A 26,241-nucleotide genomic window follows, 5' to 3' on the forward strand; every position below is an offset into this window, starting at 1 on the left:
GTAGTTCCGCCATCCACTTCGCATCGAACGAGTTCCGCCGTCCCCGTCGCCCGGACCGGGCTCGCCGTCTACATCATTCGAAGTACACGGCCGCAGCACATGTGCACGAGAATCAGGCCATGGGCAAGGCGCAGAACAATCACGACGGTCCCGTGGCACCCCTGTGGGTCCGCCGCCCCGAGGCGCTGCACCTCGTCGCTTATGCGGTGGCCGCACTGGTGTTCACCGGCCAGATCGTGGCAGTGATCCTGCGAGGGTCGGACTGGCCGACGGCCCTCTCCGTGCTCCTCGCCGGTGGCGGTGTCGCCCTCTCATGGTGGCGGCCATGGGCAGGACTGGTCGTGGCGAGCGCGGCGTCTTTCGCCGTCACAGCGGTGGGCCATGACCCGCTGTCGGTGTGGATGATGGCGGTGCTCGTGCTGTTCGCGGTCGCCCTCAGGGGAAAGCAGCCGCTGGCCGGAACCGGCATCGTGGCGGCGTTCTTCCTGGGGGCGTTCATGACACTGGGAGGATTCCGTGGCGGCGCGATCGTGGGAGCCGCCGCACTCTTCTCAGCCATAGCGGGAGGCGCGACAGGGGCCGCGCTGCGCATCCACCGAGACCACTGGTTGACCCTGGAGGAACGGGCCGAGAGCGCCATCGCCACCCGTGAGATCGAAGCCACCCGACGGGTGACCGAGGAACGACTCCGCATCGCCCGGGACCTCCACGACGTCGTCGGCCACCAGGTCGCGCTGCTGAGCATGCATCTCGGTGCTGCGGAGATCGGGCTGCCCGAAGACGCCGAGTCCTCCCGGCAGGCCCTCGTCTCCGCCAGGTCCAGCGCCCGCACCGTCGTCGTCGAAACACAACGGATCCTCACGCTCCTCCGCCTCGGAGACGACATCTCCCACGACGAGGCGCTCCGGCCGACCCCGGCGCTCAGCGGCCTGGAGAGCCTTGTCGCCTCTTTCGAGAGCATCGGCCTCGACGTCCGGCCCTCCATCGACATCCCCCCCGGTTTCGTGGAACCCAGCGTCGGCGTGACGGTCTACCGAGTCGTTCAGGAAGCACTCACGAATGCCTACCGGCATGGAGAGGGGGCGGCAACGGTGGATGTGCGCGAGCGCGACGGCAGGATCTGCGTCACCGTCGAGAACCGCGTCGGTCACCCACCGCACGGCTCCGGCTCGGGCAGCGGACTCGGACTCGTGGGGATGCGCGAACGCGTCGAGTCCTCCAGCGGGCGGCTCACGATCGACAGTGACGACGGGCGATTCCGGGTCCATGCGGAGTTCAGCCCCCTGGGAGCCGTCGTATGACCACGCGGATTCTGATCGTCGACGACCAGGACGAGATCAGGGCCGGGATCCGGGCGATGCTCCGGCTCGACCCAAGTCTCGTCGTCGTGGGTGATCTCTCCGATGGACTCCAGGTCGTCCCCTACCTCCGGGACCACCCCGTCGACCTGGTCCTGATGGACATACGGATGCCCGGCATCGACGGTGTCGAAGCGACCCGCCGGATCCGCACAGAGCACCCACCCGAAAAGCTGCGGGTGATCGTGCTGACCACTTTCGACCAGGACGACATCGTTCTCGCCGCCCTTCGCGCGGGCGCCAACGGTTTCCTGAGCAAGACCGTGAGCCCCGCCGAACTCGTCGCCGGAATCACCGAGGTCGTCGGCGGGGGCGGTGCGCTGTCGGCCGCCGCGACGGCCGCGCTCATCGGTCACATGACCGACAGACCGCCCCCGGTGATCGACGAGGAACTGCTGCGACGCTTCGACGCTCTGACACCCAGGGAGCGGGACGTGGTCGTTCTCGTCGCGAGCGGTCTCGGCAACGACGAGATCGCGGCCCAGATGTCCGTGTCGCCGTTCACCGTGAAGACGCACGCGGTGCGGGCCATGACGAAGGTCGGCGCACGTGATCGAGCGCAACTCGTCTCGTTCACCTTCCGGGCCGGCCTCTACCCCTGAGCCTGACGAGCAGAACGCCGAAACAGGTGGCCACCGTGGCGATGCCGAACAGTCCGGCGGGCGGGACGGCGTGGGCACGTATGGAAGACCTCGCCGTCGCGCTGCGCGAGCGGCGTGCCTGCACCTGTACCTGCCGAGCAGGGCTTGCGCCACGGCCAGGCAGACGAGCTCGGAGTCGGTCAGCAGCAGCGGCCGTCCCATCCACCTGGTCCCTCCGATCTCGTCGTCGATCTTCCCTTACAGCGCGGTCAAGAGGGTGTTCAGGTCTTGCGTCACAACATGATCTTGAGCGCCCTCCCTTCAAGCTCGCGCATCCGCCCCGACATCGGACTCATTCGTCTAGCTTGATCTTTAACGGCCGGCGTCGAATGGTGCCTCGAACTTGATCACTCGGTCTGGTATCCGCCGTACGCCAAAGCGGCCTTCGTCTGAACATGTGCTCCGACCAAGGAACACACATGTCCAGCACGAAGGCCGTGAAGATGAGTCTGCTGCATCACGACGCCCGGCAAGAGCCGTTGGCGGAACTGTCATGCCTCCGGGGCGAGTTCTACTCCTGCCTCACCGCTCGTTCGGATGCGTTGTTCGAGCTGGCTGACGCCGTGCTGTGCGGCGACGGACCGGTGAGGTCGCTGGCCGAACTGTCGTTGGTCGGCGAACACCGCCGTGGTCATGGCGGGCTCTATGCCGCCCTCGCCCGTGGCAGGGTCGATACCGGCCGGCTGCGGCGGGCCCTGGCCGCGGTGCCACTGCCGCGGGCTGTCGACGGCCGGCTGGTCCTGGCCATCGACATCACCTGCTGGCTACGCCCCGATGCTCACACCTCACCGCAGCGGATCCTGTGTCACACCTACGGCCGGGGCAAAGACCAGCACATCCCTGTCCCTGGCTGGCCGTACTCGATCATCTGCGCACTCGAGCCGGGTCGCAGTTCCTGGACCGCGCCTTTGGACGCGCTTCGCCTGGCCCCCGGGGACGACAACGCCACCGTCACAGCCCGGCAGCTGCGTGACCTGCTCCACCGGCTGATCACCGCCGGGCAGTGGCAGGAGGGCGACCCCGACGTCCTCGTCATCGCGGACGCCGGATACGACGCACCCCGTCTTGCGTTCCTGCTCAAAGACCTGCCGGTCCAGGTGCTCGCCCGGATGCGCTCAGACCGGGTCCTGCGCCGGGCTGTTCCACCCCGCCAGCCCCACACGATGGGCCGCCCACCCCGGCACGGCGGCGAATTCGTCTTCGGACAGCCCGATACCTGGGGCGTCCCGGACACCGAGACTGTCACCGACACACGTCTTTACGGCACCGCCAGGGCCCGCTCCTGGGACCGGCTGCACCCCAGGCTCACCCACCGCTCCTCCTGGGCCACGGCCGACGGCACTCTCCCGGTCGTCGAGGGGACGGTGATCCGCCTGGACATCGGCCACCTGCCCAGCGGCGCAACACCCAAGCCGGTCCGGCTGTGGTGGTCAGGCACCGACGCCACTGCGGCAGACGCCGACCGTCTCTGGCAGGCCTACCTGCGGCGCTTCGTCATCGAGCACACCTTTCGCCTCTTCAAGCAGGACAACCAGAAGCACACTGGAGAGATCCGGCGTATCCAGGGTGAGTCGCCCCAGGCGAGGTACACCGTCCGCGACGAGAAGACCAAAGCGGAAGAGCAGGTCGAGGAGCGGAAGATCGAGCGGTCGCTGTAACCACAGCAGCGTGATGAGTTGCCCCCTGCGAGGGTGGGCGACTCATCGGCGTGAGGTACTACCTGTCCGGCAGTCGACGCCGGCGGTCGCCGCTCGGCACGGCCTTGCGCTCATCCATCGGCGCCTCCACACCCGTTACGAGATGAGACTCGCCGGCTGCCGCGCTGGGTGTAGGAGCACCTGGCCGCCCCGTGTCAGAGGCCTCGTCCGTTTCCGGGCTTCACCCGCGCCGATGCCCCAAGATCCCGTCCACAGCTCGTCCACGGACCCCGACATAGGGCCGCTTCGGACGGCATGCGGCTGCACAAACGCGAAGACCCCGGCCTCAGCGTTTCCGCTGGTGACGGGGTCTTTGGGCACCTCATAGTGGGTGCCCCCGGCAGGATTCGAACTCTCCTTCACGACCAGGCCGCGGCCGATCTGCACGGCCCAGAAACCCACGCAGGCACCAGCCGTTCACCTTCGGGTGGTGCCTGCCGCGCGCTGCTGTCGAGACTCAGGCCTTGTTGACCTTGGCCGCGCGTCCCGGTCCTTGGATCTGGAACGAGACGGTGTCCCCGGGATGGATCTCGTCGGGGTCGATCACGAGGTCGTCTACCGTGAAGTACAGCACGGGACCACCTTGGTCGTTCTTGATGCTTCCCTCGCCCGGGTCCGCGTTCCACTCATGGATCTTGCCTTGGTCCATGGCTGTGTCTCCTTGGCTTGATGGGGGGCGAGCTCCGGTCGCATGCCGGGCTCGCTTCCAGCGAACGCGAGCCCGCGTGCGTCAGCGACCGCTGTGCGTCGAACAGGTGACGACGGCCGCCAGCCCACCGACGGGCGTTCAGCGCTCCCATACCTCCGGGCCGCCACCGTGCCATTCGATCAGCGGCGAGTTCACCAGGTCCACCACGTCCAACCCCTCCAGGCCGGCACGCTCCAGGAACACGCTCAGGTCATGCAGGCTGTATGCGGTTCCCAGCGTCTCGCTGCCGACCTGGATGCGACGGCCGCCACCCTCTCCGGGCGGGAACACGATCACGCGACGCTCAGCCATAGCCTCAGCCTCGCCCAACGGCAGGTGAGGCGCATTCGGGGGACGGCTGTCAGTGGCGGCGGTTGCCCCACGGGGGGTCGCGTTGTCGTCGTGGTGTCTTGTGGCCGAGCTACACCAGCCGGTGTAGCGTCGTAATCAGCAGTCGTGGTTCCGAAGTCCCGTTCGCCCGTGATCGCATCGCGGGCGTTTTTGCGTTCAACGCCTCTCCGGACCAGGGCGATCACCTCCGGGACCCGCACGGTGCGGGACCCGATACGAGTCCCCTCGAAGGAGACAGGCACATGGCCAAGGGCACTGTGAAGTGGTTCAACGCGGAAAAGGGCTTCGGCTTCATCGAGCAGGAGGGTGGCGGCCCCGACGTCTTCGCCCACTACTCGAACATCGTCGCCCAGGGCTTCCGCGAGCTGCAGGAGGGTCAGAAGGTCGAGTTCGACGTCACGCAGGGCCAGAAGGGCCCGCAGGCGGAGAACATCCGCCCCCTGTAACGCCACACGCAAGAAAGGCCCCAGCTGGTGGGTACATCCCGGCTGGGGCTTCTTCGGTCCCGTCCGCCGGTTGTGCCTGCCGGGGCCGCCCTACCTGTCAGCCCTCGCTCGGGACGATGAAGCCCCTCGCTGGCCTGGGCTCTTCCGGGTCACGCGAGTCCGGCTGCTGCGTGCGCTTCCACGCAGCGACCAGATCCGCGTGCCGCGGGTCGATCCACTCGGGCATGCGGCCTCCCTTCGTGCCCCCGCTGCCTAGATGATCTATTCCAAGGGGTGCCTGAAGAGACGAAAACGAGGGCGTCCAAGATCATGTTGTGACGCACAACTTGGACACCCTCGCGACAGCACTCTATGCGACGACCGATGACCTGCTGAAGGAGCGTCCGGACTTGGCGCCGCGGCGACCGCCAGTCGGTATCGCCCCGCGGCTGAGCGATGCCGAACTGGTCACCCTGGCGATGATGCAGGCCATGCTCGGCTTCACCTCCGAGGCCAGGTGGCTCCGTCACGCCCGTGCCCATCTGCGGCGCCTCTTCCCGTACCTGCCGCAGCAGCCCGGATACAACAAACGGCTGCGCAAGGCTGCCGGCCTGATGCGGACCATCAACCGGATCCTGGCCATCAACACCTCAGTGTGGAGCGACGACGTGTGGGTCGTGGACTCCACGCCGGTCGAATGCGGCCGCTCCCGCGAGACAGTGAAACGCTCCGACCTGGCCGGATGGGTCGAATACGGCTACTGCGCCAGCCACAGCCGGTTCTTCTGGGGGCTGCGCCTGCACCTGATCTGCACCCTCCAGGGCCTGCCCGTCGCCTTCGCCCTGACCGGCGCCAAAGCCGACGAACGCGAGACCCTGCTGGACCTCCTCGCCGCCGACCCCGACCTCCTACGCGACCGTCCCGGACAGACCCTGATCGGCGACAAGAACTACTTCGGCCGCGCCTTCGAACACGAACTCGCCGAGCAGGAAACCAACTTGTTGCGGTCGGCCCGCAAGGGCGAACGGGAACGGCCGGGCGCACACCTCTTCAAGCCTTTGCGGCAGATCATCGAGTCAATCAACGAGACCTCAAGGGCCAGCTCGACCTCGAACGGCACCGCGGACGCACACCCAACGGCGTCATCGCTCGCGTAATGCAACGCATCCTCGTCCTGACCACGGCGATATGGCACAACGACCACACCGGACAAGACGTCCTACGCTCGCTGACCGCGTTCGATCACTGATCCCTTGGAATAGATCATCTAGGCAGGAAGCAGTTCCGTAGCGGTGCCACTTCGCGCCCTCATGAAGGCAGAGCAGATCGGGAGTTGCCTCCGGCTCTTACGGCCTTTGAGTGGTCGGCTTCGCCGATGGGCTGTAACACCCCGGGTTTTACAGCCTGTCCTTGACCGGACAGCCTGGCCGTGGCAGGTCAGTGGGACTGCGACGGGGGCCACTGACCGCGGGACAGGTCGTGGTCGAGCAGTCGGTCGCTGACATCGCCCTTGTAGAAGAGGTCCGAGCCGAACTCGTCACCGAAGTGCTCCGCCAGCAAGGACGAGAACAGCAGTGCGGCTGACTGTGGCCGGTGGTTCATGACCAGCTGACTGGTCTCGCCCGCCTCGTTGAAGTACACTACGACGAAGTTGTAAATCTCGATTCCACCCGGACGGTAGGACTCGCTGCCACGGATGGTGGAGCGGTAGTCCTCCAGGAAGAGCTCGCCGCGCTTGCCGAAGAAGCGGAAGTCCTGGAAAGCGTAGTTGCTTCGGGCGAAGCTCAGCAGCTTCCCTACCTTTTCCTTGCCGATCACTTCACCGTTGGCGAAATTGCCCTGGAGGATGACGTCGTCGGCGAGATTGTCGAGCCACTCTGGGTAGTAGTCCAGGTGTGGCGCCTGGTTCTTCAGCTTGCCGGTGGGCTCGTTCGGTGTGGTCATGGCAGTCGTCTCCTCGTTCCTGGATTTGATTCTGCGTGTTCCCCTCGTCCGAGCAAGAAATTCTCGTTCGGATCAGGGAGATGAAGATGTCGTCGGGAGGATATCGAGCGCCTCGGCGACCAGCCTGTTGATCGTGTCGGTCACCTTGCGCTTGTCCTCCAGTTTCGATGTGGCCGCCAGCAAGCATTCCTGCTTCGAGTAGTTCCTCCGATGAAAAGGATCGTCGACCGTGACGATCGCTGTCCAACGAAAGTCATAGACCGCAGCCATCTCGCTGAGAGATAAGTGGGGGGCTCTCTGAGGGATACTGGGAGGGTGGAACTGCGCCAGCTCGAGTACTTCGTCGCCGTCGCGGAGGAAGCGAACTTCACCCGTGCCGCCGCACGGCTGCACGTCGTCCAGTCCGCAGTCTCCACCACGATCAAGAACCTCGAGCGAGAACTCGGCACGCCGCTGCTGGAACGCACCACCAAACGCGTGCTGCTCACCGATGCCGGTGCTGCCCTGCTCCCGCGCGCCCATGCCGCTCTCGACGCCGCCCGGGAAGCCGCAGACGCGGTGGCCGAGGTCCGTGGAGGACTGCGCGGCACCCTGCGGCTGGGCACGATGACCACGGTGGGGCTCATCGACTTTCCTGCGCTCCTCAGTGAATTCCACCGGCGCCATCCCGGTGTGCTCCTGCAGACCAGCGCCGCCGCCTCCGGCTCCCAGGGCCTGATCGACGCCCTCCTCGAACGGCGGCTCGACCTCGCCTTCGTCTCCCTGCCCGGACCGCACCCGACGGGCATCACGCTGACCGACCTCGTCACCTCGGTGCTCGACCTCGTCGTGCCGGCCGCCCATCCGCTCGCGAAACGCCGCACTGTGCCGATCACCGAACTAGCCGGCCTGGACTTCGTCGACTTCCCCGTGAGCTATGGCATCCGGACCGTTGCCGATCAGGCCTTCGCTGCCGCCTCCGTGCCCCGTCGCGTCGCCCTCGAGATCACTGACGTCCCCACCGGCGTGGCCTACGTCCGCAACGGACTGGGCGTGGCGCTATTGCCACGGCCTGCCCTCGCCAAGGCGCAGGACGTCGCCACGCTGACCATCGACGACGCCGACCTGGACTGGCCGTTTTCCCTGGCCGTTCCGTCCGAGCGCACGCCCAGTCGTGCGGCACGTGCCCTGATCGCGATAACGCACGAGTTCCTCATCTGGCGAGGATGAGCATCGCCTCGGAGTGGTCAGACCGGGTTTTGTAGTCGCGCATGGTTGACCTTGTGGACGATCCGGATGTCTTGCGAGCGCATAGGGATGGGGAAAGCGCTGAGGGCTAGTCGGCGTTGGACCAAGATCCCGTCCACAGCTCGTCCACGGACCCCGACATAGGGCCGCTTCCGGCGGCATAGCGCTGCACAAACGCGAAGACCCCGGCCTCAGCGTTTCCGCTGGTGACGGGGTCTTAGGGCACCTCATACAGGGTGCCCCGGGCAGGATTCGAACCTGCGCACACGGCTCCGTGGGTGTTGTGCGGAAGCTGGAACGCGGCGGCACCGCTTCCCTTCCTTCGCTTCTGTCCATCGCCTCTGCTCTTGGGACGGACATCGCCGTGCTCCTCGGCCAGCAGGCGCCCCGTCGCTCCATGGACCGCGACGAGCGGGCAGCGCTGCGCACGTTGTCCGCAGCCACGCACGATGCCGCCATCGGCATCCCCACCGACACCGAGCCAGGCACCGTCGAAGAGTTCCGTGGTGTCGTTCGGCGCGCTGACGCGGCCTATTGGGCGGGCCGCTACACCGAACTCGGTGCGCTCCTGGGCGCCTTGCTGCCCGAAGCCCGCGCCCGATACGACGCTGCGGAAGCCGATGAGCGGGAGGCCGCGGCCGGCGTCCTGGCCGATGTCTTTCAGACTGCTGGAATGGCCGCGAACGTATGGGGTTCACGGGACTTGGCCTATGCGGCGCTCACCTACGGCCGGCAGATCGCCGTGCAGGTCGGCGACGATCTGCGGGATGCCCACCTGGCCGCCACCACGGCGTGGGTGAATCTCCGCGACGGGCGCACGGCGCAAGGCTTTGCGCTCGCTGCGGCTCAGGCCGACCGGATCGAGCCGAAGATGTCCGAGCACGATCCAGACCGGTTGTCGGTGTACGGGCAGCTCGTCACGAACGCTGCCGTGGCCGCGTCCCGGGGTGGTGCCTCGCCGGACACAGCGCGGGAGTACCTGTCCCAGGCGCATGCGGTCGGCGCCCGCCTGGGGGCAGAGCATGCTCGTGGTCGGCATGCCCAACCATTCGGGCCGCTCTACGCTGCCACACAGGCGATGAGCATCGCCGTTGCCCTCGGCGACACGGGCGGTGCGCTCCGGCTCATGGACACAGTCCGGCTGGACGACACGGTACCCCTCGCCACTCGGGCCCGGTACGGCCTCGACGTGGCGTTGACGCACGTGGAGTGCCGTCGGTGGGACCAGGCTGCCGACACCTTGGAAAAGGTCTGCGGCATGGCGTCGGGGTGGGTGCGGCACCAAATGCTGCCTGGAGTGATCATCTCTCGCCTCGCTGGGGTGTCCGTCGCACGGCTCCGCGGGCTCTCCCACGCGGCCGGTGTGCCCCTCGCCGTCCGCTGACGGCCACCGCCACGCGCCATAGCAGCTCCCACAGGCGTCACCAACCCGACTGTCACGCTCCATTGCAGTCCTGCTGGAGGACGAGCGTGCTGCAGCAGCACGGGACGTGGCAGTCCGCCGCGTCATGACTTCGTGTGGCCGCCACGAGCCGTGCCTGTCCCGGGCACACCACCGACAGCACGCTGACTGCATGCCGAAATCCCCATCCGGCGGCATCGGAGACGTGCCGGTTGCCGTCTACTCCTGTGCGGCCGAATCGGACGCTGTCCGCGATGCCGAACGCCGCGCCCGCCACTGCGCCGACGCCCGGCACTGGCATGTGGCCGGTACCTGGTCCGACGACGACCCGTGCGTGCCGCTGTACGCCCGCCCGGCTTGGGCGGCTGTCACGAGCGCACTGTCCTCCGGCCTGGTCCGTGGCATCGTCGTCGCGGGAATCTCTCACCTGGCTGAAGACGCTGGGCAGTTCGCCGCGCTCGGCGTCCTCATTCGTGATCGGGGCGGCTTCCTCACCGAGGCGACGTCGCCGCCGGTCCGCCAGACCCCGGGGCAGCACGAGCGCCGCCACATCTTGCTCGAAGCCTCCTCGGGCTGGTGGCTGTGGGGCGACCTCGTGCCGGGAGCCGCCTCGTGACCCGGGCACGGGCGGACGCCGGTGACCTGGTCTCGGACGCTAACGGACGTCACGCCATCGCCATCGTCACCGACATCAGGCGGGGCACCGACTGGGGCGGGGCTGTCGATCCGATCGAGCGGTTCTGCGTCGGCGTGTGGTTCACCGGGCACCTCGCTGCCGCAGTCACGCTCGGCACGCTGATCACCGACGACCATCAGGACCTCGCCGCAGTGCGAGAGGAGGCCCTCGACCGGGCGCTACGGGACCCTGCCTCCGGACCCCGATGGGCGGCAGTGGATGTCTTCGAGGTGGAGGCCGGCTTCTCCTCGGTGCTCTCGGACAACCCTCACTGCACTCTCTCCCGCCCGGTTTGATCGGACTGGCGTGCTGCACTTCGGTCCTCCGGTGCACTCACGGATGGTCCGAAGGCTCGGCATTGGGTCAGCGTTCGGGGCCGCGGATGCCCTCGAGCAACAGCGTGACGTGCCTGCGCCAGTCACCGGCGCCGGCCATGTTCGCCATGGCGCCACGGGTGATGAGGACGAAGTCCTGAGCGTGAAAGTCTGCACGGAGGCGGCCGGCGTCGACGGCACGCCGCACGATGCGTTCGGTGATCGCCGAGAAGTCTGTCTTTTCTGCGGCGATGTCGTTCCAGCGCGGCTCTTCCGGGCCGAGGAGCGCGAAGCGAAACGTGGCGTCGGCCTGTGCGGACTCCAGATAGCCGTAGAGCAGCGTTTCGAACGCGGTCCAGGGGTCCTCGGTCTCGTCGGCGGCGCGGGCGAGGGTGGTCATCGCCTCGAACCGGCGGCCGATGATCGCCGCGAGCAGCGCTTGCTTATCGGCGAAGTGCCGGTAGAGGGTGCCGACGCCCAGGCCGGCGCGCTCGGCGATCTCGTCCATCTGCACGGTGTCGCCTCGCTGGGCGAACAGTTCGCCGGCGGCGTCGAGGACGGACTCGCGGTTGCGCCGGGCGTCGGCGCGCAGTGGGCGTTCGGGAGCGGTCATGGTCGCTCCACTGTAGTTGACGATGCGCGGAAGTCGCCCCTACATTCGGAACCGGAGTTCAGGTTCATGTTAGAGGAGATGTGATGATCGTCGTCACCACACCGACAGGACAGATCGGCAGCCAACTGATCCGCCAGTTGCTCGCCGAGGACAAGAAGGTCCGGGTCATCGTCCGTGACGCCTCGCGTCTGGACGACTCGGTCCGCGAGCAGGTCGAGACCGTCAGCGGTTCCCACGACGACCCGGCCGTGCTCGACAAGGCCCTGCCCGGGGCCGAAGCACTGTTCTGGCTCGTCCCGCCGAACCCGCAGGCGCCCAGCGCCCAGGCGCACTACCTCCATTTCGCCCGGGCCGGCGCCGCCGCCATCGCCCGCCACGAGGTCGGCCACGTCGTCGGGGTGTCCAGCGCCGGCCACGGCTGGCCGACCCCGGCCGGCGTCCTGTCGGCCGCCTTCGCGATGGACACCGAACTCGGCACGTCCGGTGCGGCCTACCGAGCGTTGTCCATGCCCTTCTACATGGAGAACCTCCTCGGGCAACTCGACGCGATCCGCGGGCAAGGCGCGTTCCACCTGACCTGCGCAGGCGACCTGCCGCTGGCGTCGATCGCGACGCGGGACATCGCAGGCGCCGCTGCCGGCCTACTCACCGATCTGTCCTGGACCGGGCAGGAGAACCTCCCCGTGTTCGGCCCCGACCGACTGACCCCTGACGGTATGGCCGAGGTGATCAGCCAGGAACTCGGCCGTCCGGTTACCTACCGCCGCCTGAGCATCGACGACTTCGCGTCGCTGCTGCGCAGCCGAGGCGCCGGCAACCAGACAATCAAGGACATGACCGAGGCGTTCGCCGCACAGGACCGCGGCATCTACGACGCGGACTGGGCGACCGCCACGCCCGCACCGACAGACTTCCGCACCTGGTGCAGGGAAGTCCTCAAGCCCGCCGCGGACGCCCGGGCATCCTGACACGAGAGTGACGCTCAGCCCGGCCAAGCTGTCGACAGACAAGCAGACCCACCTGAGATCAACATGGGAATCTCGATCTCGCCGGCGCGGACGTCGCCACGACCAACCCCGGCCGGTGAGTAGGCCTGCTCACCGGCCCATCTGCGCCCCAGCGTGGCACGTCTGGGTACCAGGGCGCGGTCGTTCAGCGTGGCTGTCCACAGGTGTCGAGTCCCTGACCACCGCAACGGAAGATCGTGTCTGCCCGCTCGTCATCGACCATCCCCGGCGGCCTGGGCCAACTCACCAACGCTCACCCGCCGAGGCAGCGGAACACCCGCATCTGCTGGACTGCCTGGCGACGGTGCCCGATCCACGCACAGCCAAGGGCCGCCGCCACCCTCTCTGCTTCGTCCTAGCGCTCGCCGCATGTGCGGTGCCGGCCGGCGCCAAGTCGCTCACCGCGATCGCGGAGTGGGCATCCGACGCTCCGGCCGCCGTCCTGTCCGCCCTCGGCGCCCCGGACCGTGAACCCACCGGCCCCACTGCCCCGGCCGAGGCGACCGTGCGCCGCGCCCTGCAGCGTGTCGACGGCGACGCCCTGGATGAGGCGAACGGGACTTGGCTCACCGCCCGGGATCCCGAGCGCCCCGGCCAGGCGCCGGGCGAGCGGCGGTACCGCTCGCTGGCGGTGGACGGCAAGACGGTCCGCGGCGCCCGCCGTACCGACGGCGTCCAGGTCCACCTGCTCGCCGCGATGACCCGCACCGGCCTCGTCACCGCCCAGCGCGACGTCGGCTCCAAGTCCAACGAGATCACCGTCTTCAAGCCGTTGCTCACCCCGCTCGACCTGACGGACACGGTGGTCACTTTCGACGCGCTGCATTCCCGGAGCGAACACGCCCGCTTCCTGGTGGAGGACGAGCAAGTCCACTACACCGCCGTGATCAAGGCCAACCCCACGCTGCACCAGGAGCTGAAGCAACTGCCTTGGCGGGAGGTGCCGCTGCTGGGCAAGACCCGCTCCACCGCGCACGGCCGCGACGAGATCTGCCGAGTCAAGACCTGCACCGTCGTCCGCGGCATCGGCTTCCCCCACGCCGCGCAGGCCATCCAGATCGTACGCCGCCGCCGGATCGTCATCACCGGCAAGGTCAGTCTGGTACGCGTCTACGCGGTAACAGACCTGACGCCAGAACAGGCCAGCGCTCCCGAGATCGCGCACCGCGTGCGCGATCACTGGGGTATCGAGAACAAGATCCACCATGTGCGCGACACCGTCTTCGCCGAGGACGCCTCGCGCGTGCGGACTGACACGGCACCCCGGGCCATGGCAGCACTACGCAACCTGGCCATCAGCGCTCTCCGCCTCGGTGGCTGCGACAACATCGCTGCAGGCCTACGCAAGCACGGCCGAGACGCCACCCGCCCGCTGGCCACTCTCGGCTTCACCTGATCAATCCGGGCAGATCCCCTGAACGACACCGCCCTGGGCACGGCCGTTGGCGTCCTACGCCTTCTTTGAACAGGCGGAAATCCCTTAGAGATGGACCTGTTGGTCATGCCAAGATGTCACCCATCAAAGGGGCGTAGCTCAGATGGCCAGAGCGCCGGTCTCCAAAACCGGATGCCGCAGGTTCGACTCCTGCCGCCCCTGCCACTGGCCGCGCGCCCGATGTGGGGGCGTGATGCCTGCCTACCGTGTGTGCTGGGACTTCGGCTTGGACGCCAGTGACCCAGTCGACGCGCCCAGGAACACAGGTCGTTGCCGTTCTCCCGGCCCCCCGGCCAGCCGGTCGCAGGTGATCAGCGTGCCGTCCAGCACCACGTGTGTCATCCCCTCGGCGCGGCAGAGGTCCAACACTTCGTGCAGATCAGGAGCTTGGGCGGCCAGTACGCCGATGCCCTCATGGAGGTAGCGGTAGCCGGTGGCCTGCGAGATCCCGGCGTCCCGGGCCAGGCAGTGCACGCGGCCGTGTTCTCGGAACCAGCGCAGCACCAGTACCGCCTGGCGGAACGGGCCCAGGGCGCGAGAGCCCTTCGGCGTGCCGATCCCGCGCCGGTGGGCGGCCAGCAACCGGGCGAGGAACTCCACGATGTGGCGTGGGACGTCGAGCGCGGCAGCATAGGGGACCACCGTGAAGCCTCTGGTTCGAGCGGAATGGTCTTGGCAGACCAGTCCTACCAGGGGCTTCACGCCTGCCCGGCCTCGTGGGCCCGCCGGAAGATGATTTCGCTGGCGAAGCCTCAGTGGGTAAGAGCCACGCTGGGCTCAGCCCCAGGTCTTGCCGGCCGGTTCCTTGATAGTGCGGTTGATCCGATTGAAGAAGTTGGTCAGTGCGATCTCCAGGTTGATCGCGCCGATCTGTTCCTCGGTGAAATGGGCGTTGACTTCTTCCCAGATCTCGTCGGTCACGCCCGGCGCACCGTCCTGCAGCAGGGTGGCGGCCTCGGCCAGCGCCAGTGCCGCGCGCTCCGCATCGGTGTAGAACGGCGCCTCACGCCACGCCGCTACGTTGTGCAGCCGCTCGTCGGTCTCACCTGCCTTCTTCCCCCCGGCGACACTGGCGTAGACGCACGCCGAGCAGCTGTTGATCTGGCTGACGCGCAGGTGGACCAGCACGAGCAGCTTCGGGTCGACGCCCCCCGCGGCGATCGCCTTCTGGAGGTGCTGGATCGCGGTCCACACATCGGGGTTGTTCGCGTTCTTGTTCTTGAGCCGGTTGTCCATGTGGGAGTGCTCTCCTTCAACGGGTTACGTTGCGGCGCCTGTGCGCGTCATCCCTATGACGGAGCAGCTTCCAGGGAGGTAACACCATGGCCGGCACCCATCCCGCGGACCCGATCGCCGAAGCCTTCGAGTCCCACCGTGACCGGCTCCGCGCCGTCGCCTACCGCATGCTCGGATCACATGCCGACGCGGAAGACGTGGTCCAAGAAGCGTGGCTGCGTCTGTCCCGCCAGGACACCGACACCATCGACAACCTCGGCGGCTGGCTGACCACCGTGGTCGGCCGCATCAGCCTCGACGTCCTGCGGTCGGGCCGAACACGCCCAGAAGTCTCCCTCGACGACCAGCTGCCCGAATTCACCGTGACGCTCGACGACGCTCCCGCTCCGGAAGACCTCGTGGCCCTCGGGGACTCCGTCGGCCTCGCGCTTCTCACGGTCCTCGACTCGCTGCGCCCTCATGAACGACTCGCATTCGTGCTGCACGACGTGTTCGCCGTGCCCTTCGCGGAGATCGGCACCATTCTCGGCAAATCCGCAGACGCGACCAAAATGCTCGCCAGCCGTGCCCGTAGGAAAGTACAGGCCGCCCAGCAGCCGGCAAGCGCCGGACGACAACAACGCGAGGTGGTCCAGGCCTTCCTGGCCGCGGCCCGCGACGGTCAGTTCGAGCAGCTGCTGCAGGTTCTCCACCCCGAAGTGAAGTTCACCGTCCACACCCCGAACGGCACGTTCGTCACGCTCGGGGCCACCGAAGTCGCCACCCGCGCGCGGGTGGCCGGCAGTGCGGCACGAGGACGTGCGGCGACCGTCAACGGCAGCCCCGGCGTCATCTCCTGGAGCGAGGGCGGCGCCCCGCTTTCCCTTCTGGCCTTCACTGTCGCCGACGGCCACATCACCGAGATCACCGCTGTGGTGGACCCGGCCGAACTCGCGCTCATGGACCTGCCGGACCCGGTGTGACTCCCTACCGGCGAACTCAGCCTCTGAGAAAACCTCATTGAACTGTATGGGGAAGGTGGGGAGTGGAGAGCTGGTCTTTGATGGAGCCTCCCCCTGAGTGGTGGACACGCTGATACTGGATCTGCTTGATCCGGAGAAAGCGAGACCAGCGCCGATGGCGATGGAGGACTACTCGGCCGAGTTCAAGGCCGATGCTGTGGCCCTGTACGAGTCCACACCCGGGGCGACGTACAAGAGTATCGCCGCCGATCTGGGCATCAACCGGGCCACCTTGCGCGAGTGGGTACTGCGTGACCGCGAACGCCGCGGCGTCACCGCTACCCCTACGACGGCCGGTGAGACGCCGACCCGGGCCGGGGCGGCAGCATCGTCGGCCGATCCGGACGAGCGGATCCGGCGGCTCGGGGCTCGGGTGGCCGAGCTCGAGGCGAGTGAGCGCAAGCTGGCGACCGAGCGAGACATACTCCGCAAGGCGGCCAAATATTTCGCCGGAGAGACGAACTGGTGAGGAGCCGCTTCCAGTTCGTCGACGACCACCGGGCCACCTACGAGGTGAAGCGGCTCTGCGAGGTCCTGGAGCTCAACAGGTCCAGCTACTACAAGTGGCTCTCCGGCCGGCAGGCCAGGGCGGCCCGGCAGCACAGGGACCGGGTTCTGGCCGAGAAGATCCGCGAGGTCCACGGCGAGTCCGGCGGCGCCTATGGCTCACCGAGGGTGACCGCCGAGCTGAGGCAGAAGGGCCTGCCGGTCAACGAGAAACGCGTCGCCCGGGTGATGAGGGCGTTCTCGATTACGGGGGCATCCGTCTGCGCAGACGCGTCCGCACCACCGTCCTCGACCCGGCCGCCACGCTGGTTCCGGACCTGTTCCAGCGGGACTTCACCGCCCCGGAACCGGGCTGGAAATACATGGGGGACATCACCTACCCCCCTCTGACGGGCGGGGAGCTCCTCTATCTCGCGACCGTCCTGGACTGCTTCAGCCGCAGGGTCGTCGGCTGGTCCATCGCCGACCACATGCGCACCGACCTGGTCGCCGACGCCCTCCGCATGGCCGCCCGCACCCGCGGCGGTCTGGACGGCTCGCTCTTCCATCCGATCACGGAGCGCAGTACGGATCCCGGGCCTTCGCCGACCTCTGCACCCAGCTGGGAGTCACCCGGTCGATGGGCGCGGTCGGCACGAGCGCGGACAACGCCGCCTGCGAGAGCTTCCACGCGTCCCTGAAACGCGAGACCCTTCCAAGGCGCCCACGACTACAGCGATGCCACCACCTGTAGAAGGACGGTCTTCGCCTGGCTAACCCGCTACAACACCCGCCGCCTGCACTCCGCCAACGGCCACCTCAGCCCCAACGAATACGAACGCCGACACCACGCCGCTAAGCTCACGCTCGCCGCGTGATCAACGAACGCGTGTCCACCATCACGGGGGAAGACCCAAGGCCGGGTAGTTAGCGTTTTCGCAGGTCACGCAAGTGAGTTGAAGGATTCTCGACACAGGGCTACGGAGCTCGTTGGTACAGGCAGTCGACCAAGACAGCTTGTTCCGAAGGAGCTCCGTTGCCCCGTCATTGTGTCCTGCCGTCTGCGCTGACGGCCATCACCCGAACGGTCACCGTGGCTGGGGGCCGGTTCGCTCCTGGGTATCTGGGGGAGTTGACGGCGGTCGTGCCGTTTGAGCTGGTGGACGCGGTTCTTGCGGAGACGAGGACGGTGCAGCAGCGGCTGCGTGATCTTCCGTCGCGGGTCGGGGTCTACTTTTTGCTGGCGATGTGCCTGTTCCCTGAGGTCGGCTATCGCCTCGTCTGGGACAAGCTGACCGCGGGTCTGTCCGGGATGCCGGTGGTCTGTCCGTCGGCGAAGGCGTTGCGTGACCTGCGCCGGCGGCTTGGCAGCGCGCCGGTGCGGGCGTTGTTCGAGGTACTGGCCGGGTTGCTGGCCCGGCCTACGACGCCAGGTGTGCGTTTCGGTTCGTACCGGATGGTGTCGTTCGACGGCTGCAGTTCGCTGAGGGTTCCCGATTCCGAACGGAACCGGGCCTGGCTGGGCAGGACTTCGCATCATGGCTATCCGACGCTGGAGTTGATGACGCTGGTCGAGACCGGCACCCGGGCTCTGGGTGGTGCGGTGTTCGGCCCCACCGCCGAGGGCGAGACAAGCTACGCCGGCCGGCTGCTGCATTTGCTGCGGCCGGACATGCTGGTGCTGTGGGACAAAGGATTCGACAGCAACGCTTTCCTCGCGCAGGTCACCGACACCGGCGCCCAGGTCCTGGGTCGGCTCCGCAGCAACCGGCGCACGCCGGTCCTCACCCGCCTCGCTGACGGCTTCTACCTGTCGGTGATCGGCACCGTGAAAGTCCGGATCATCGATGCACGGATCGCCGTGACCTGCGTGGACGGCACGTCCTTCACCGGGTCCTACCGACTGGTCACCACCCTGACCGACGCCCGCCGTCACCCCGCCACCGCGCTGGTGGGCCTCTATCACCAGCGCTGGGAACATGAATCCGCGTACTACGCGCTCCGCCACACGATCATGAACGGGCGCAATCTGCGCTCGGGCGACCCGGCAGGCATCGAGCAGGAGATGTGGTCACTGCTCACGCTCTACCAGGCCCTACGCACCGTGATGGTCGGTGCCGCCGAGTCCCTCCCCGGCACTGACCCGGACCGCTGCTGTTTCAGCATCACGCTCCACACCGCCCGCGACCAGGTGATCCAGGCCACCGGCATCGTCACCGCGGACACCGATCGGGACACTCGTCTCGGGATGATCGGCCGTCGGATCCTGATCGGCCTGCTGCCGCCCCGGCAACGGGTCAGCACCCGCAAGGTCAAGTCACCGATATCCCGCTACAGGGACCGACGCGAAGACGGCCGCCCCGCCATCAGCCGCACCGTCACCCACCTCGACGTCACTGTCCTCGAACCCGTGGATCACTCACCCGCACTTCCCTCGGCCTCCCGGGACGACTGGCACGCAGCCCCAGCCTCGCGGCGCCGACACCGTATCCTGGCCCTGCTCCAGGAAGACCCCACGCGTCTCTGGCAGCCTCGCGACATCGCCGCCCACGTCGGCGATGTCACCCTGGAGACCATGTACAGACAACTGAATCGGTGGGCCGCCAGCGGCCTCATCCGCAAACTCGGACCCGGCCTCTACGCCGCAACACCGTGGTCTCCAGCTTCACTTGCGTGACCTGCGAAAACGCTAAGTACCCGGCCTTGAGGGAAGACCCGATCACTAGAGCGTAGGTTTTGGCCATGCCTGGGGACTGGCGGATGGATCGGATCGGGATTGAGTGGCCCCGTTGGTGAGTGGGGTGCCCGGGCCGGTGGCTTGATCGGTCCGCGAGTCTTGATCGCTGCTGAGCCTGCTGATTAGTTGGTCGGCATGACTGAACTTGGAACCGTCGGCTGGCCGCCTGCCCCGATCAAGACCGAGCGGCTCGTACTGCGCGAGTCCGAGGCCCGGGATCGCGAGGCGGTCATCGAGCTGAACGCTTCGCCAGAGGTGAACACCTACCTTGGTGGTCCTCGACCGCGTGCCGAGCTCGAGCGCACGGTGCCCGAGGTGCCCGGGCAGCGCCGTGACTGGTTCGTGGTCGAGCTCGACGGAGCAATGATCGGCACGATCCAGCTCAAACCGCATGCCCCCGAGCGTCCGAGTGACCGCCGTCTGGAGGTGGGGGAGACCGAGCTCGGCTACTTGTTCCTGACGGAGGCGTGGGGACGCGGGTACGCCACCGAGGCGTGTGCAGCGGCACTCGACTGGTTTGCCGGCGCGCTGCCCGGTGAGCCGGTGGTGCTCTACACCCAGACCGCCAACGCCCGCTCGATGCGCCTCGCGGCGAAGCTCGGGTTCACCGAGCTGGAACGGTTCGAGGCGTACGGCGCCGAGCAGTGGTTCGGCGTCTGGTCTGCGGTCACACCGGTCGAGTGAGCTCGTACTCGACGAAAGGTGGCTCAGCACCTGAATGGCGCTCAACCCCAGGAAGACAGAAGGTACTTCGAGGGAACTGCACAGGCCACTTCTTGTTCACTTCACGGGATCTACTCGCATAGACCGGTGTGGTGGTGTCATGCCGTCAGCCGCCCGTCACCCCCTGTCCGGGCCGACTCTGCGGGAGAACCCCACATGCGTCGCTTCACCGCCACCGCCACCGCCACCGCCACCGCCTGCGCCCTGGTCCTCGGGGCCGCGGGACTGATTGCCGCCTCGGCCGGCACCGCCCAGGCGTCGACCTGTTCCCACGCTTACCTGCCGCTGCAGGATTCCTCGTGCACGCCCGGGGCCTACAACCCGGACGTCACCCAGTCGAACATCCACAGCACTATCTGCGTGTCCGGCTGGACCGGCACCGTCCGCCCCCCGACGTCCTACACCAACCCCCTCAAGGCCCAGGGCATCATCGACTACGGCTACTCCGACACCAACATGGCCGACTACGAGGAGGACCACCTCGTCCCCCTCGAACTCGGCGGCGCCCCCCGCGATCCCGGCAACCTGTGGCCCGAGCCCTACTCCGGCTCGCAGACCGCGCACTCCAAGGACGGAGTGGAGACGAAGCTGAAGAACGCCGTCTGCGCCGGCACCATCACCCTGTCCGCCGCCCGCAGCGCCATCAAGAACAACTGGACCACGGCCCTGCAGGTCACCGGAATCGGCTGACACCCTCACCCGCCGGTACGTTCAGCCCACGCGCTGGACGTACCGGCACAGACGTCCCAGGCCCCTCCTCCGGGTCAGGCCGCACGGCCCGTGGGCGGATCCGGATCCGTCGACTGCGGCTGTTCCTTGTGGTGGGCGGTAACCGAACGCCGGGATCAGCCAACCGAACTGCCGGCCACGGTTGTCAAGCCCGACCCGCCGTCCGCTGCCGCGCGCCCCGCAGGCCCCGCAGACGGCCTTCACAATCTGATCAGCAAGACCGGCGACGTCCGGGGCAGCGCAGCCGCACTCGACTTCCGCCAGCAGGCAGCCATCTGGCGCCGGATGGCACAGTGCGCTGAACGTTAGGGCCGCTGGTGAGCTGACGCTGCAGCCCCTCCGATCGGGTACGTGTGGACAGCGACGGCCGGCGAGGCCATGCCTCGCCGGGACGAGCGGTCCTGGCGTTCTCGGCAGGCCGTGCTGTTCCAGTGGCCCATCGCGCGCCTGCGTGCCCCAGGGCGGGCGATACAAGAACGTCGGGATGGGGGAGCATGTGCTTGGTTGTCGCTCGTTCGTGAGGGGTCGTCATGGGTTCCATCCACCGTGCCGTTGCGCCGGTACTGCTGTGCTGCCTGCTGCTGGCGGGCTGTTCATCCGGTTCGCAGTCCGGGCCGGATACCTCGGGGAAGGATGGAGCGTCGGCGGCGGGCGCATCGGGGACTGCCGTGCCCGCAGACACGGCCAAGATTGCGGTGGGTGTGGGGCCGCAGACGACGTACACGGTGCAGCAGCAGCCGTCTGCGGGCAGCTGCCATTTCCGGTATGAGAAGGGCGAGCCTCTCGAGGACCGGGCGTGCACACCGGGTGCCGTCTCCCCGGCGGTGACCCAGGCGAACCTGACGTCGACGATCTGCCGCAAGGGCGGGTACACCAAGAACATCCGGCCGCCGGAGTCGGTGACCCGTAAGGAGAAGGAGCTGAACGCGGCCTCCTACGGCTACACGGGCAGCCTGGGGGATGCTGAGTACGACCATCTGATCAGCCTCCAGCTTGGCGGTGATCCGAACGATGCCCGCAATCTGTGGGTGGAGCCGGCTGATCCGGGTCACAAGCCAGGCGCTGGGGTGAACAATCTGAAGGATCCCGTGGAGACGAAGTTGCACACTGCGGTCTGCTCGGGGAAGGTCACCCTCGCGGCAGCACAGCAGGCCATCGTCACCGACTGGACTACGGCCCTCAGCCGGCTCGGTGTCGGCTGATCCTGCCAAGCCGGATGAGCTCGTCGATGCTCATTCAGTAGCGGCGACCTGATCCGATACTCCCGCTGCGCCCCGTCGCAGGTTCAAATCCACGAACCCGATTCGAGTCGATTTTCGCCACTGTCCGGCTCCGGACCAAGGCCACCCGGGGCGGTGGCAGCGCGGCCGCCGCCCTGGCCATGGTCTTCAAGCTCGTCGAGTGTGCCCAGCAGCGGTGGCGGGCCGTGAATGCACCCCACCTCGTCGCCCTGGTCCGCGCCGGAGCCCGCCTCGAGCGCCGCCACCTCGTCGAACGCTCCGAGAGCCATGCGGCCTGAACGACCGCAATTGATCCACGGGTCATGACTCCTGCCCCCTCAGCCCGGCAGCAGGCCGGCGCGTCGGGCCGATGAGTTTGCCGCTTGCCTGAAGTCTTCCTCGTGACAAGCCCGCCCCGTCGGCGGATCAGGAAACGCCGGATCCTGCTGTCATGGAGGAGAGATGGAGACCAGGATGAACAATCCGATTCGGCTGTACATGTCCATGTCGCTCGACGGCTATATCGCCGGCCCGGACGATCGGCCAGGGCAGGAGCTCGGACGCGACGGTGGACGGCTCTTCAACTGGCTCGACGACCGGGAGTCCGACGGTCCGAGCGGCCAGGTCTACCGCGAGGCGCTGGCGACCGGCGCGGTGATCTCCGGCCGTCGGACCTTCGAACTCGCCGGGCGCTGGCAGGGCGATCACCACGACGGCGTGCCGATCTTCGTACTCACCCACCAGGTGGATGACGGGGACGTGCCACCCGGCCACGCGCGTTTCGTCACCGATGTCGAGGACTGCGCCCGTCAGGCTCGCGCAGCCGCAGGGGACCGGCCGGTCATGGCCCATGGGGCGGGGGCGGCCCAAGCACTTCTCCGAGCCGGGCAGGTGGACGAGATGGAGATCCACCTGGTTCCGGTCCTCCTCGGAGACGGTCGACGGCTGTTCGGCCACCTGGGTAGCGATCACATCGAACTCGACCTCGTCCGACGGCTGGAGGATCGAGACGTTACGCATCTTCGCTACCGGGTGCATCGACCCGAGGAGGCCGCGTGAAGACGCTCTTTGTCTCCTACCGTGTCACCGACCTCAACGGCTCGCTCGGTTTCTACACCACCTTGGGCTACGCCGAACTGGGCAGGGTCGAGGGCGGCGACGGGGCTCGCCTCGTGATCCTCAAGTTCCCCGACGAACCGGCGGCCTCGCTTGAACTGGTCCACCGCCCCGGCGACGGACCGGTCGACGTGGGCAGCGGTTTCGACCACCTCGCGATCCAGGTGGAGAGTCTCGCCACCACCCTGGAGACGCTGACCGAAGCCGGCCTGAGGCCAGAAGGCCTCCAGTACCCGGGCGGCCCTCACGGCCCGAAGACGTCGTGGCTCACGGACCCGGATGGTTACCGGATCGAGTTGGTGGAGTGGCCGTCCGGGCATCCCGACGGCATCACTGCAGCAGACTTCGCCTGAGGCGGCCACGGTCTGCGGAGTGGCGAAGTTCCCCTCAGCGCGACCGCGGCGCAACGCGAGGCGACATCCCACCCCATCCACAGGTCTTGATGCGATGAAGGGGCGAAGTCCGCGCCCTCCGTGGGCGGCCCGGGTAGATCCCAGGTACCCACTCCGTGACGGCGAAGGAGCCCCAGGTGAGCGAGTACGACGGGCACCAGTACGTCGGTGTCGACCTGCACCGCAGGTGGTCTGTGATCGTGCGTCAGACCGAGGACGGTGTCCAACTGAGTGCAGTGCGCATCCTCAACGATCCGGTGGCACTCGGTCTGCAGATCGAGCAGGCCGGGCGCGATTCCGAGGTGGTCCTGGAGGCCACCTACGGCTGGTACTGGGCGGCCGATGTCCTGCAGGCCGCCGGGGCACGCGTCCACCTGGCCCACCCGCTGGGCGTGACGGGCTTCGCCTACCGGCGCGTGAAGAACGACATCCGCGATGTCGCGGACCTGGCGGACCTGCTGCGGATGGGCCGGCCGCCGGAAGCCTGGATCGCGCCACCGCAGGTCCGTGAGCTGCGGGAACTGGTGCGCTACCGAGCCAAGCTCGTCGCGCTGCGCTCAGGGCTGAAGGCCCAGGTGCATGCCGTGCTGGCCAAGGCCGGCGTACTGATCCCCGCTTCCGACCTGTTCGGTACCGACGGCCGAGCCCGGCTGGAGCAGACCTCGTTGGCCGGCCCGTATGCCCAGCGCCTCGCACTGTTACTCAAGCTGATCGACGGACTCGATGCCGAGGAAACCCTGTTCAACGGCCGTATCACGGAACGGCTTCGCCACCACGCCGGCTATCGGGCCATCCAGCAGCTGCCCGGCATCGGTAGCACTCTGGCGGCGGTGCTGGTCGCGGAGATCGGTGATGTGCACCGGTTCGCTTCCGCCGAGCGGTTGTGCTCATGGGCGGGGCTGACCCCACGGCACTACGAGTCCGACACCGTCGTCCGCCGCGGTCACGTCACCAAACAGGGCAGCAAGCTGGTGCGCTGGGCCGTGGTGGAGGCGATCCAGCGCAAGACCACCCCCAAGATCACCGAGGACCGGGCCCGGATCGAGGCCCGCCGCGGCAGGAACATCGCCAAGATCGCCGCGGCACGCAAGCTGCTCACACTGGTCTACTACGGGCTGCGCGACGGAGAAATCCGCGCCCTGGCCCGCCAGGCAGCCTGAGCACCTCGGACGCGGCAGGCGCGCGGTCGGGCAATTGCCTGACCCCCAGCACGGCGCGGTCGCGGTTTTGATTGACCCCGCCTGCCGCACGTCGCAGAGCTCCATGCGGCCCCGCGCCGCGAAGGAATGACCGGCAGCCGAGCACGGCTCTGCCGTCACCCCATCAAGGGCTGGAGAACTTCAACCCCCACAACTGCATGTCCGACGAGCCGTCCCATCCCACCCGCAGTCGCCATCCCACCGACGGGGAGCCGGTCAACGCTGCCCAGAACCACCGACAACCAGAGGAAATACCCCGCTTGACACACTCCGCCCCTTCAGGAATGACTATTGCTCCAGTCGGTCTCAGTGCGCTTCGCGCTCTGGTCTCTCGCTTCGCGCTGCCCGGCTGCCCTCGGCGGTCCGCGCCCGCTTGGCCGTCCCGAGCCTGTCAGAGGACCGGCCCTCTTGCCGTCTACTACTGTTCGGCGTTTTTGTTGATGCGTTCGCGGAGGAGGTCGGCGTGGCCGTTGTGCCGCGCGTACTCCTCGATCATGTGGGTGAGGATGTAGCGGAGTGAGAAGACGTCGTTTCGGTACCGCCCGGTGACGTCGGGGGATGGGGCGGCATCCACGATGTTGCGGGATCGGGCGCATTCCTCGTGCCAGATCGCGAACGCCTCGGATGGGTCTGCGGTGTCGACGGCGAAAGCGCCGCCGTCGCTTCGGGGCCAGTGCACATCGCTGTGCTCGCCGTTCAACACGTTCCGGAACCAGGTCCGCTCGACGTCAGCCATGTGCCGGACGAGGCCGAGCAGTGACAAGCCCGAGGGCTGCACGGCCTTTTGTCTGAGCTGCTCGGCTGTGAGCCCCGCACATGCCATGGCCAGCGTGTCACGCTGGCGTTGCAGGAAGGCGGTCAGCGTGGCGTGCTCATCGGCCACCCGCGGAGGTTCGGTCCTCTCCCGGTTGTCCATCGGACCATCATGACAGCGAGGGGCGCACGGCAGTCGGATCTGTGCGGCTGACCTGCGCCGCCGAGGACCGGCTGCCGCTCGGCGGTTCGGCTCGAGCCTTCGGAGTGTGGAGGCTGGCCTTGGCATGCGTCCGGTGGTGGCTCCGCCCCCCGCCCCGAGGTCGGCCGACGCCGTGGTGCGCGCCCGCGGGGCGGCTCCCCCCTTTTTTGTGCCCGGGAGACGCGGCACGGGGCCGTGGTGTCTGTAAGCACTTGTTTTGGCAGTGCACGGAGTTGTTTTGGCCCCAGCGGCGGGTCGCTGGGGGGGCGTGTGTTGGTGTGATTCACGCCCCTGTAGCAAGGTGATTTGGCCCCACTTCGAGGTGCGTGGAGGGTTGCCGACCCGGCTCGACTCAGGTCGCGGACCGCCCGGTGACCGCGGCGACTGGACGAGAACGGGCGATGGTGCGGCCGGCACTGGGATACGACGGTCGGGCCCAACACGGCTGCGGCCGGCATCCCGTAGGGTGGCCGGCTGCAGCCGTGTTGGGGCAGGTCAGCGACGGCGCTTCTTCTGGCTCTGCGCGAACTGGTAGGACTGGGTGCCGGTCTCGACGATGTGCGCGTTCAACGTGACCCGGTCGACGATCGCCGTGCAGAGGCGAGGGTCGGTGAAGGGCTGCTTCCACTTGGGTTTGCGGCTGGCTCGTCGGCGCCGCCAGGATCGGCT

General features: G+C 67.7%; 25 protein-coding genes, 1 tRNA gene and 6 pseudogenes. 22 read left to right on the plus strand and 10 right to left on the minus strand.

Going from position 1 to position 26,241, the window contains the following annotated elements; translation table 11 throughout:
* Positions 1-119: 119 nt before the first annotated feature.
* The 3 genes and pseudogenes from SRB17_RS41465 to SRB17_RS41475 form a co-directional block, all read left to right on the plus strand.
* A complete protein-coding gene (locus SRB17_RS41465; protein WP_153546856.1) occupies positions 120-1,301 on the plus strand; it encodes a sensor histidine kinase in 1,182 nt (393 codons plus the stop codon).
* A complete protein-coding gene (locus tag SRB17_RS41470) occupies positions 1,298-1,960 on the plus strand; it encodes a response regulator transcription factor (protein WP_153546858.1) in 663 nt (220 codons plus the stop codon). Before SRB17_RS41465 ends, SRB17_RS41470 begins: the two co-directional genes overlap by 4 nt.
* A 482-nt stretch (positions 1,961-2,442) precedes the next feature.
* A pseudogene (locus SRB17_RS41475) lies at positions 2,443-3,525 on the plus strand (transposase); the annotation flags it as partial.
* Positions 3,526-4,153: 628 nt separating this feature from the next.
* On the opposite strand, the gene SRB17_RS41480 reads toward SRB17_RS41475, so the two are convergent.
* A complete protein-coding gene (locus SRB17_RS41480; protein WP_067045490.1) occupies positions 4,154-4,345 on the minus strand; it encodes a hypothetical protein in 192 nt (63 codons plus the stop codon).
* A 138-nt stretch (positions 4,346-4,483) separates the two neighbouring features.
* Complete coding sequence (locus SRB17_RS41485; RefSeq protein WP_153546860.1) at positions 4,484-4,696, minus strand: hypothetical protein; 213 nt, start codon at positions 4,694-4,696, stop codon at positions 4,484-4,486.
* A 281-nt stretch (positions 4,697-4,977) separates the two neighbouring features.
* Here SRB17_RS41485 and SRB17_RS41490 point away from each other — a divergent pair, with 281 nt between their 5' ends.
* Entirely contained in the window at positions 4,978-5,181 is a 204-nt protein-coding gene (locus tag SRB17_RS41490) for a cold-shock protein (protein WP_067045496.1), read from the plus strand.
* A gap of 97 nt (positions 5,182-5,278) precedes the next feature.
* Here SRB17_RS41490 and SRB17_RS47795 read toward each other — a convergent pair whose 3' ends face one another.
* A complete protein-coding gene (locus SRB17_RS47795; RefSeq protein ID WP_267133494.1) occupies positions 5,279-5,407 on the minus strand; it encodes a hypothetical protein in 129 nt (42 codons plus the stop codon).
* Between the two features lie 88 nt (positions 5,408-5,495).
* Between SRB17_RS47795 and SRB17_RS41495 the strand changes: the two are divergent.
* Positions 5,496-6,409 (plus strand): annotated as a pseudogene (locus SRB17_RS41495) (IS982 family transposase).
* A gap of 188 nt (positions 6,410-6,597) precedes the next feature.
* On the opposite strand, the gene SRB17_RS41500 reads toward SRB17_RS41495, so the two are convergent.
* Positions 6,598-7,104 (minus strand): hypothetical protein, encoded by a 507-nt coding sequence (locus SRB17_RS41500; RefSeq protein ID WP_153546863.1) that lies wholly within the window; start codon positions 7,102-7,104, stop codon positions 6,598-6,600.
* Positions 7,105-7,176: 72 nt separating this feature from the next.
* The gene (locus SRB17_RS41505; protein ID WP_153546865.1) at positions 7,177-7,374 is read right to left on the minus strand and encodes a hypothetical protein; all 198 of its coding nucleotides are present in this window, start codon (positions 7,372-7,374) and stop codon (positions 7,177-7,179) included.
* A gap of 45 nt (positions 7,375-7,419) precedes the next feature.
* Here SRB17_RS41505 and SRB17_RS41510 point away from each other — a divergent pair, with 45 nt between their 5' ends.
* The 4 genes from SRB17_RS41510 to SRB17_RS41525 all read left to right on the plus strand — a co-directional run bounded on the left by SRB17_RS41510 (position 7,420) and on the right by SRB17_RS41525 (position 10,705).
* The gene (locus SRB17_RS41510) at positions 7,420-8,313 is read left to right on the plus strand and encodes a LysR family transcriptional regulator (RefSeq protein ID WP_323377481.1); all 894 of its coding nucleotides are present in this window, start codon (positions 7,420-7,422) and stop codon (positions 8,311-8,313) included.
* Between the two features lie 301 nt (positions 8,314-8,614).
* A complete protein-coding gene (locus SRB17_RS41515; protein ID WP_228396601.1) occupies positions 8,615-9,715 on the plus strand; it encodes a transcriptional regulator in 1,101 nt (366 codons plus the stop codon).
* A 190-nt stretch (positions 9,716-9,905) separates the two neighbouring features.
* Positions 9,906-10,349 carry a hypothetical protein gene (locus SRB17_RS41520; protein ID WP_153546867.1) on the plus strand — a complete coding sequence of 148 codons (444 nt, stop codon included), beginning with the start codon at positions 9,906-9,908 and terminating at the stop codon, positions 10,347-10,349.
* On the plus strand, positions 10,346-10,705 hold the full coding sequence (locus SRB17_RS41525; protein ID WP_153546869.1) for a hypothetical protein: 360 nt from the start codon (positions 10,346-10,348) through the stop codon (positions 10,703-10,705). The genes SRB17_RS41520 and SRB17_RS41525 overlap by 4 nt, the downstream gene beginning before the upstream one ends.
* Before the next feature lie 67 nt (positions 10,706-10,772).
* Here the strand turns inward: SRB17_RS41525 and SRB17_RS41530 are convergent, their stop codons facing one another.
* Positions 10,773-11,336, minus strand: a complete 564-nt coding sequence (locus tag SRB17_RS41530; RefSeq protein WP_153546871.1) for a TetR/AcrR family transcriptional regulator — start codon at positions 11,334-11,336, stop codon at positions 10,773-10,775.
* Between the two features lie 83 nt (positions 11,337-11,419).
* Here SRB17_RS41530 and SRB17_RS41535 point away from each other — a divergent pair, with 83 nt between their 5' ends.
* The 3 genes from SRB17_RS41535 to SRB17_RS41545 all read left to right on the plus strand — a co-directional run bounded on the left by SRB17_RS41535 (position 11,420) and on the right by SRB17_RS41545 (position 13,943).
* A complete protein-coding gene (locus tag SRB17_RS41535; protein WP_153546873.1) occupies positions 11,420-12,304 on the plus strand; it encodes an NAD(P)H-binding protein in 885 nt (294 codons plus the stop codon).
* Between the two features lie 343 nt (positions 12,305-12,647).
* Positions 12,648-13,739: an ISAs1 family transposase gene (locus tag SRB17_RS41540; protein WP_323377483.1), complete on the plus strand. Its 1,092-nt coding sequence runs from the start codon at positions 12,648-12,650 to the stop codon at positions 13,737-13,739.
* Between the two features lie 127 nt (positions 13,740-13,866).
* Positions 13,867-13,943 (plus strand) — tRNA-Trp (locus tag SRB17_RS41545).
* 132 nt (positions 13,944-14,075) lie between these two features.
* On the opposite strand, the pseudogene SRB17_RS41550 reads toward SRB17_RS41545, so the two are convergent.
* Positions 14,076-14,420: pseudogene (locus SRB17_RS41550) on the minus strand (IS5/IS1182 family transposase); the annotation flags it as partial.
* A 135-nt stretch (positions 14,421-14,555) separates the two neighbouring features.
* On the minus strand, positions 14,556-15,014 hold the full coding sequence (locus SRB17_RS41555) for a carboxymuconolactone decarboxylase family protein (protein WP_153546875.1): 459 nt from the start codon (positions 15,012-15,014) through the stop codon (positions 14,556-14,558).
* A gap of 86 nt (positions 15,015-15,100) precedes the next feature.
* Between SRB17_RS41555 and SRB17_RS41560 the strand changes: the two genes are divergently transcribed.
* The 10 genes and pseudogenes from SRB17_RS41560 to SRB17_RS41605 all read left to right on the plus strand — a co-directional run bounded on the left by SRB17_RS41560 (position 15,101) and on the right by SRB17_RS41605 (position 24,578).
* A complete protein-coding gene (locus SRB17_RS41560) occupies positions 15,101-15,976 on the plus strand; it encodes a sigma-70 family RNA polymerase sigma factor (RefSeq protein ID WP_153546877.1) in 876 nt (291 codons plus the stop codon).
* Positions 15,977-16,130: 154 nt separating this feature from the next.
* Positions 16,131-17,379 (plus strand): annotated as a pseudogene (locus SRB17_RS41565) (IS3 family transposase).
* A 215-nt stretch (positions 17,380-17,594) separates the two neighbouring features.
* Positions 17,595-19,178, plus strand: coding sequence for an IS4 family transposase (locus SRB17_RS41570; RefSeq protein WP_323377491.1), 1,584 nt, complete (start codon positions 17,595-17,597; stop codon positions 19,176-19,178).
* A 195-nt stretch (positions 19,179-19,373) separates the two neighbouring features.
* Positions 19,374-19,922 carry a GNAT family N-acetyltransferase gene (locus SRB17_RS41575; RefSeq protein WP_153546881.1) on the plus strand — a complete coding sequence of 183 codons (549 nt, stop codon included), beginning with the start codon at positions 19,374-19,376 and terminating at the stop codon, positions 19,920-19,922.
* A 195-nt stretch (positions 19,923-20,117) separates the two neighbouring features.
* Entirely contained in the window at positions 20,118-20,651 is a 534-nt protein-coding gene (locus tag SRB17_RS41580; protein WP_194294313.1) for a hypothetical protein, read from the plus strand.
* 569 nt (positions 20,652-21,220) lie between these two features.
* Positions 21,221-21,892, plus strand: coding sequence for a hypothetical protein (locus SRB17_RS41585; protein ID WP_153546883.1), 672 nt, complete (start codon positions 21,221-21,223; stop codon positions 21,890-21,892).
* 61 nt (positions 21,893-21,953) lie between these two features.
* A pseudogene (locus SRB17_RS41590) lies at positions 21,954-22,209 on the plus strand (IS256 family transposase); the annotation flags it as partial.
* A 175-nt stretch (positions 22,210-22,384) separates the two neighbouring features.
* On the plus strand, positions 22,385-22,969 hold the full coding sequence (locus SRB17_RS41595) for a dihydrofolate reductase family protein (protein WP_153546934.1): 585 nt from the start codon (positions 22,385-22,387) through the stop codon (positions 22,967-22,969).
* Positions 22,966-23,379 (plus strand): VOC family protein, encoded by a 414-nt coding sequence (locus SRB17_RS41600; protein WP_323377485.1) that lies wholly within the window; start codon positions 22,966-22,968, stop codon positions 23,377-23,379. The genes SRB17_RS41595 and SRB17_RS41600 overlap by 4 nt, the downstream gene beginning before the upstream one ends.
* Before the next feature lie 176 nt (positions 23,380-23,555).
* Positions 23,556-24,578 (plus strand): IS110 family transposase, encoded by a 1,023-nt coding sequence (locus tag SRB17_RS41605; protein ID WP_323377486.1) that lies wholly within the window; start codon positions 23,556-23,558, stop codon positions 24,576-24,578.
* Between the two features lie 457 nt (positions 24,579-25,035).
* Here SRB17_RS41605 and SRB17_RS41610 read toward each other — a convergent pair whose 3' ends face one another.
* The gene (locus SRB17_RS41610; protein WP_153546884.1) at positions 25,036-25,533 is read right to left on the minus strand and encodes a DinB family protein; all 498 of its coding nucleotides are present in this window, start codon (positions 25,531-25,533) and stop codon (positions 25,036-25,038) included.
* 534 nt (positions 25,534-26,067) lie between these two features.
* A pseudogene (locus SRB17_RS47125) lies at positions 26,068-26,190 on the minus strand (AAA family ATPase); the annotation flags it as partial.
* Between the last annotated feature and the right edge of the window lie 51 nt (positions 26,191-26,241).

The organism is Streptomyces sp. RB17, assembly GCF_009604455.1.
Lineage (GTDB): Bacteria > Actinomycetota > Actinomycetes > Streptomycetales > Streptomycetaceae > Streptomyces.

Excerpts from the sequence above, each read along its gene's own strand:
- SRB17_RS41610 (WP_153546884.1), bottom strand. The coding sequence starts at position 25,533 with ATGGACAACCGGGAGAGGACCGAACCTCCGCGGGTGGCCGATGAGCAC.
- SRB17_RS41555 (WP_153546875.1), bottom strand. The coding sequence starts at position 15,014 with ATGGACAACCGGCTCAAGAACAAGAACGCGAACAACCCCGATGTGTGG.
- SRB17_RS41595 (WP_153546934.1), top strand. The coding sequence starts at position 22,385 with ATGAACAATCCGATTCGGCTGTACATGTCCATGTCGCTCGACGGCTAT.
- SRB17_RS41520 (WP_153546867.1), top strand. The coding sequence starts at position 9,906 with ATGCCGAAATCCCCATCCGGCGGCATCGGAGACGTGCCGGTTGCCGTC.
- SRB17_RS41465 (WP_153546856.1), top strand. The coding sequence starts at position 120 with ATGGGCAAGGCGCAGAACAATCACGACGGTCCCGTGGCACCCCTGTGG.
- SRB17_RS41560 (WP_153546877.1), top strand. The coding sequence starts at position 15,101 with ATGGCCGGCACCCATCCCGCGGACCCGATCGCCGAAGCCTTCGAGTCC.
- SRB17_RS41505 (WP_153546865.1), bottom strand. The coding sequence starts at position 7,374 with ATGGCTGCGGTCTATGACTTTCGTTGGACAGCGATCGTCACGGTCGAC.
- SRB17_RS41585 (WP_153546883.1), top strand. The coding sequence starts at position 21,221 with ATGGGTTCCATCCACCGTGCCGTTGCGCCGGTACTGCTGTGCTGCCTG.
- SRB17_RS41480 (WP_067045490.1), bottom strand. The coding sequence starts at position 4,345 with ATGGACCAAGGCAAGATCCATGAGTGGAACGCGGACCCGGGCGAGGGA.
- SRB17_RS41500 (WP_153546863.1), bottom strand. The coding sequence starts at position 7,104 with ATGACCACACCGAACGAGCCCACCGGCAAGCTGAAGAACCAGGCGCCA.
- SRB17_RS47795 (WP_267133494.1), bottom strand. The coding sequence starts at position 5,407 with ATGCCCGAGTGGATCGACCCGCGGCACGCGGATCTGGTCGCTGCGTGG.
- SRB17_RS41535 (WP_153546873.1), top strand. The coding sequence starts at position 11,420 with ATGATCGTCGTCACCACACCGACAGGACAGATCGGCAGCCAACTGATC.
- SRB17_RS41575 (WP_153546881.1), top strand. The coding sequence starts at position 19,374 with ATGACTGAACTTGGAACCGTCGGCTGGCCGCCTGCCCCGATCAAGACC.
- SRB17_RS41485 (WP_153546860.1), bottom strand. The coding sequence starts at position 4,696 with ATGGCTGAGCGTCGCGTGATCGTGTTCCCGCCCGGAGAGGGTGGCGGC.
- SRB17_RS41580 (WP_194294313.1), top strand. The coding sequence starts at position 20,118 with ATGCGTCGCTTCACCGCCACCGCCACCGCCACCGCCACCGCCTGCGCC.
- SRB17_RS41490 (WP_067045496.1), top strand. The coding sequence starts at position 4,978 with ATGGCCAAGGGCACTGTGAAGTGGTTCAACGCGGAAAAGGGCTTCGGC.
- SRB17_RS41530 (WP_153546871.1), bottom strand. The coding sequence starts at position 11,336 with ATGACCGCTCCCGAACGCCCACTGCGCGCCGACGCCCGGCGCAACCGC.
- SRB17_RS41470 (WP_153546858.1), top strand. The coding sequence starts at position 1,298 with ATGACCACGCGGATTCTGATCGTCGACGACCAGGACGAGATCAGGGCC.